Source organism: Microcoleus sp. BROC3 (genome assembly GCF_036702515.1).
Classification (GTDB): domain Bacteria; phylum Cyanobacteriota; class Cyanobacteriia; order Cyanobacteriales; family Microcoleaceae; genus Microcoleus.
This window is the reverse complement of the sequence record NZ_JAUBTQ010000126.1, coordinates 1-4,561: the sequence shown is the minus strand read 5'-3', so window position 1 is coordinate 4,561 and position 4,561 is coordinate 1. Positions and strand designations below refer to the sequence as shown.

5 protein-coding genes are annotated in these 4,561 nt (G+C 44.3%); 4 read left to right on the top strand and 1 reads right to left on the bottom strand.

Annotated elements, in window-relative coordinates; genetic code table 11:
• Positions 1-203 precede the first annotated feature (203 nt).
• Complete coding sequence (locus QUB30_RS32860; protein WP_333342398.1) at positions 204-593, bottom strand: hypothetical protein; 390 nt, start codon at positions 591-593, stop codon at positions 204-206.
• Between the two features lie 299 nt (positions 594-892).
• Here QUB30_RS32860 and QUB30_RS32855 point away from each other — a divergent pair, with 299 nt between their 5' ends.
• The 4 genes from QUB30_RS32855 (at position 893) to QUB30_RS32840 (ending at position 4,489) form a co-directional block, all read left to right on the top strand.
• Positions 893-1,645, top strand: a complete 753-nt coding sequence (locus QUB30_RS32855) for a leucine-rich repeat domain-containing protein (protein ID WP_333342395.1) — start codon at positions 893-895, stop codon at positions 1,643-1,645.
• 281 nt (positions 1,646-1,926) lie between these two features.
• The gene (locus QUB30_RS32850) at positions 1,927-2,745 is read left to right on the top strand and encodes a hypothetical protein (protein WP_333342393.1); all 819 of its coding nucleotides are present in this window, start codon (positions 1,927-1,929) and stop codon (positions 2,743-2,745) included.
• Positions 2,746-2,904: 159 nt separating this feature from the next.
• Positions 2,905-3,801, top strand: coding sequence for a leucine-rich repeat domain-containing protein (locus QUB30_RS32845; protein WP_333342390.1), 897 nt, complete (start codon positions 2,905-2,907; stop codon positions 3,799-3,801).
• Positions 3,802-4,054: 253 nt separating this feature from the next.
• Positions 4,055-4,489: a hypothetical protein gene (locus QUB30_RS32840; protein WP_333342387.1), complete on the top strand. Its 435-nt coding sequence runs from the start codon at positions 4,055-4,057 to the stop codon at positions 4,487-4,489.
• Positions 4,490-4,561 lie beyond the last annotated feature (72 nt).

The following is a 4,561-nucleotide window of genomic DNA, read 5'->3' as shown; positions in this document are numbered from 1 at the left end:
CCCGCTAGACTGACAGAAAGAGCAATTTGCTCCGTTTCTACTTTCCGTTGCCCTATGATAACTTCTCAGTCAACTTCCCATCGATTAAAGCGATCTGCGCTGATGAAAAACTTTGTGACCTTTGTGCCTCTGTGGTTCCTCAAATTCGCTGTTATGGATTATACAAAAAAATTTAGTTTCCTCCTAGATGTTTGCTCGATTGTTTAAAACGATTGCTTTGCTAAAAGCTGTAATAAAATAAGGAGTTCTTGCGAATGTGGATGTTGTGCATCAAATTCGTATACCAAGTTTTTACCATTCTCCTCAGCATGAATATTATTGCACTCCCAACAAACAGATCCTTGTACTAGCAATTTATTATCCGCGTAGAAGCGCAACCCGAACGGCGGGTAGTGGCAGCGCATTTGTCCGTCGGGGGGAAGGTGTCGCCATAAATGGGCAATTTGTTGTGCCGTGTCTCCTTTAACCCGAACGAATGGCGCATTTTTGGCTGCCTCCATGTATCCGCTAACTAGATTAGGTTGAAGACCCTTCAAGTCAACAAGTTCAACTGCATCAATATCGGGTAGCTGGCTTGGCGCATAATAATCCATATTGAGTAACCAGTATCAGTTTGCCTAGTTTAACTGTAAACATCATAGTTAACTTTGCTTCGCTTTCGCTAGGCTGGAGTGTTTGGCACTTGTCTTGCAGCTTGTCTGTAACCTATCTTACTACTTGTCCTAATCTCTAGCTACGACCCAGAAGCTAGAATGTTGGGGCTGATTTGATGCCAAGATGTTTGATGGGTCATTGTCTGACAATGAAGCCCCACTTCTAAAAGCTAGAGAGTCAAATAAAACAGAAATATTTTGAATTTTGTGACAATAAATGCTAGGGAGAGATAAGAGACATGACGAAAGAGTATCCAGTGCCACCATTTGAGCAGGTTAGCGATCGAATGCAACTGCGGTTGCCCTTGCAGAATTTGAAAGAATTCCCACCAGAAATTGTCAAGTACACGACTCTAAAAGTGCTTGTACTCAGTGACAATCATATTACCTCCATCCCAAAGGAGCTAAGGCAACTCTCCCATCTGACAGGGCTTGACCTCCGTAATAATAATATTACTTCCATCCCAAAGGAGTTCGGACAACTGTCCAATATAGGAATCCTTGACCTCGGTAATAATGAGATTACCTCCATCCCAGAGGAGTTCGGGCAACTATCTAATCTAAAATGGCTTGACCTCTACAACAATAATATTACCTCCATCCCAGAGGGACTAGGGCAACTGTCGAGTCTTAGGTGGCTTTATCTCAGTAAGAACCAGATTACTTTCATCCCCGAGGTGCTAGGAAAACTGTCGAATCTAATATACCTTGACCTCAGTCACAATGAGATTACCTCTATCCCAGAGGCGCTAGGGCAACTGTCCAATCTGATAGGTCTTGACCTCAGTCACAATGAGATTACGTGTATTCCAGAGACACTAGGGCAACTGTCCAGTCTGACAAAGCTTATTCTCGGTAGCAATAAGATTACCTCCATCCCAGAGGCACTAGGACAACTGTCCAATCTGACAGAGCTTGACATCAGGAACAATGAGATTACCTCCATCCCAGAAGCGCTCAAACAATTGCCGAAGCTGAAAATAGATGAATAGGCTAAGGAATCTGTAACAGTTTTCAGCTCTAAATAGGGAAATTGCAGTATTCTGACTTAGCTGCAAGGGTTACAAGTTGTAGGCTGAGAAAGTTACATAAGCTGAGGCAGAGCCTGGAGTGTTTACTATCAGAGGTGGGACAGGAGCCTAGCCTATTTTTGATATGCTCGGCTGAAATAATTTAACCTCCCAGTCATTGACCTAGAAAATTGAATCCACCACCTGAGCGTAAAATTTGAGACAATAGCTTTATCCCTATTCAAGCTAGACACCTTAAGCTCATGAAAGTTCACTCATGGCCTGCATGGTTTTCTTATCCTATCTCATGGTTAAAGGACTGCATTGTTTCCTTGATAAAGGGCTTCATTGTTTCCATGAGTTTCAGCTTCTTTGTATACAAGGGCTTCTCAAAAGTTAACAATATTGCTGATTGTTTCATATTGCTGACAATTGCTTGGTTCGTTCAGCTATTTCTTTTCACATTCCTCCACTACATGACCGCCAGAATAGTAGAAGCAGCCATAACAAATTTACCCAGCGAGGTGCCGAACTACGACCGCATCCGTCAATGGCTTATTAGCAACCGATGTTCGGGAACTGGCTGGCACTGGCGAGAAGGGTTGAAAGCTTTTGTGTTTTTATTTTTAGGCTTCATTTTTGCAATTCCATTTTCTCTAGAAATAATAATGCTTCTTCCCTGGGAACCCTTATATTTGTGGAATAAGATAATACGTGTCCTCGTCGTTTTACCGATAACTACTGCTTACTGCTATTTCTTTGAGCTTTTGTTCCGGCGGCGGAAAGCTGAAATTAAAACTACCCGCAATTTAGACCGTGAGTTGGCTCTAATGCAAGCGCAACTTGAAGTGCGGGAAGAGTTAGACAACAGTGAGGCAAAGTGCGCTCAACTGAGCTTAGAAGTCTCTGACCTGAAAGAAAAACTTGAAGCAGCCCTAGCTGAAAATAAAAAATCAGCGCTTGCCAGAAAAGATTTTCCCTACGCTGCTAATCTGCTTAATCAGTTGAAAACCAAGCGTCAACAATCTAGCGCATCGCTTGCAGATGTGGAACTCATTTTAGAAATGATTGAAAAGTCCTGAGACAATACATCCAGAGACTTTAGGTATATCCTTATTCATAACTACAACAGCCACAAATTTATCAAAATATCTCATAATCTGACGTAGCGGCACTGCTTCCACGTCCTAGGCTGGGAAATATGGACACAATAAAATGAATATTACTAAGAGCTAAAGGATATGACCCGAAAGGAAGCGGTGCGACGAATTGAATGGGCTGCTGAGAAAAAATTGAAGGAACTGAATTTGTCTGGATTGGGGTTGGAGGAATTGCCGCTGGAGATTGTCAAGTGTACGCATTTGAGAGAGCTTGACCTTCGTAACAATCAGATTAGCTCCATTCCAGACGTGATCGGACAACTGTCCAATCTTGAATCGCTTTCCCTCGGGGGCAATCAGATTACCTCCATCCCAGAAGCCATCGGCAAGCTGTCCAATCTTGAACGGCTTTACCTCGAGGACAATCAAATTACCTCCATCCCAGAAGCCCTAGGCAAACTGTCCAATCTGATATGGCTTTCTGTTGATGGCAATCAGATTACAGCCATCCCAGATGCGATCGGGCAACTGTCCAATCTTGAATCGCTTTACCTCTGGAGCAATCAGATTACAGCTATCCCAGATGCGATCGGGCAACTGTCGAATCTGACAGCGCTTTACCTATGTGGAAATCAGATTACAGCCATCCCAGATGCGATCGGGCAACTGTCCAATCTGACAGCGCTTTACGTCTGTGAAAATCAGATTACAGCCATCCCAGATGCGAGCGGGCAACTGTCAAATCTGACAGAGCTTTACCTCTGGAGCAATCAGATTACCGAAATCCCAGAAGCCATTGATAAACTGTCCAATCTTGAATTGCTTTCCCTCAGTGACAATCAGATTACAGCCATCCCAGATGCGCTTGGCAAACTGTCGAATTTGGAAGGGCTTGGCCTCAATAACAATCAGATTACAGCCATTCCAAAGGCACTCGGGCAATTGTCGAATCTGACAGAGCTTTGGCTCGGTGGCAATGAAATTACCTCCATCCCAGAGGCGCTCGGTCAATTGTCAAATCTGAAAATATATGAATAGGCTGAGGGAACTGTAACAGTTTCCAGCTCTAAATGTAGAAATTGGGGAATCCCTGCCTAAAGCTCCCAGCGAGATTTTTACGACTGGTCGCCATTGTCTTGTTCGTAGTCACAATTAAAAAATCGGCCATCGGAAAAATAGCCGCCTGCCCGTCCGGCTGAGGACACAAAAAAAGTCGTGTGTCACGCGCTTGACACTGCTCGACCTTACTGCTGGACTAATTGAAACGCTTGACACATGGGATTTGTTTGTTATGCCAAACCCTAAAGGACACGAAGACTCAATCAAAGATTCCCGCTTTAAAGCTGCTTGGCATAGCGGCCCGACTCGCACTATTCGAGTTCCTATCGCCCTGACTGACGCTACTCTAGATTATGCCCGACAACTTGACAAAAAACTCGAACCGCGTGACACAGCAGATAGGCGTGGTGGTTCGGAAGTAGAAAAGAAACAGTCTCAATCGGGTGACACAAGAACTGGAGCGGTGGAAGTGGCATGGTTAAAGGCTGAGAACAGGAGCTTACAGAATTTAGTGAGCGACACGAGGGTTGAGCTGTACCCTACCCCACCCCCTGAAATTGAGCTACCAGAGGCTGCTGACCTATTAAATAGACTGAAAGCCAAGCGCAAGAAATCAGCGGCAACACTCGCAGATATTGAGGCAATTTTGGAGATGATTGAAGGATAGTTGCACGGCTCTCCTGGCTCAAACCGATGATTGCAAGCGGCGTTGCACTTAATCCTGGCGAGCGTTGTATTT

Excerpts from the sequence above, each read along its gene's own strand:
- QUB30_RS32840 (WP_333342387.1), top strand. The coding sequence starts at position 4,055 with ATGCCAAACCCTAAAGGACACGAAGACTCAATCAAAGATTCCCGCTTT.
- QUB30_RS32845 (WP_333342390.1), top strand. The coding sequence starts at position 2,905 with ATGACCCGAAAGGAAGCGGTGCGACGAATTGAATGGGCTGCTGAGAAA.
- QUB30_RS32855 (WP_333342395.1), top strand. The coding sequence starts at position 893 with ATGACGAAAGAGTATCCAGTGCCACCATTTGAGCAGGTTAGCGATCGA.
- QUB30_RS32850 (WP_333342393.1), top strand. The coding sequence starts at position 1,927 with ATGAAAGTTCACTCATGGCCTGCATGGTTTTCTTATCCTATCTCATGG.
- QUB30_RS32860 (WP_333342398.1), bottom strand. The coding sequence starts at position 593 with ATGGATTATTATGCGCCAAGCCAGCTACCCGATATTGATGCAGTTGAA.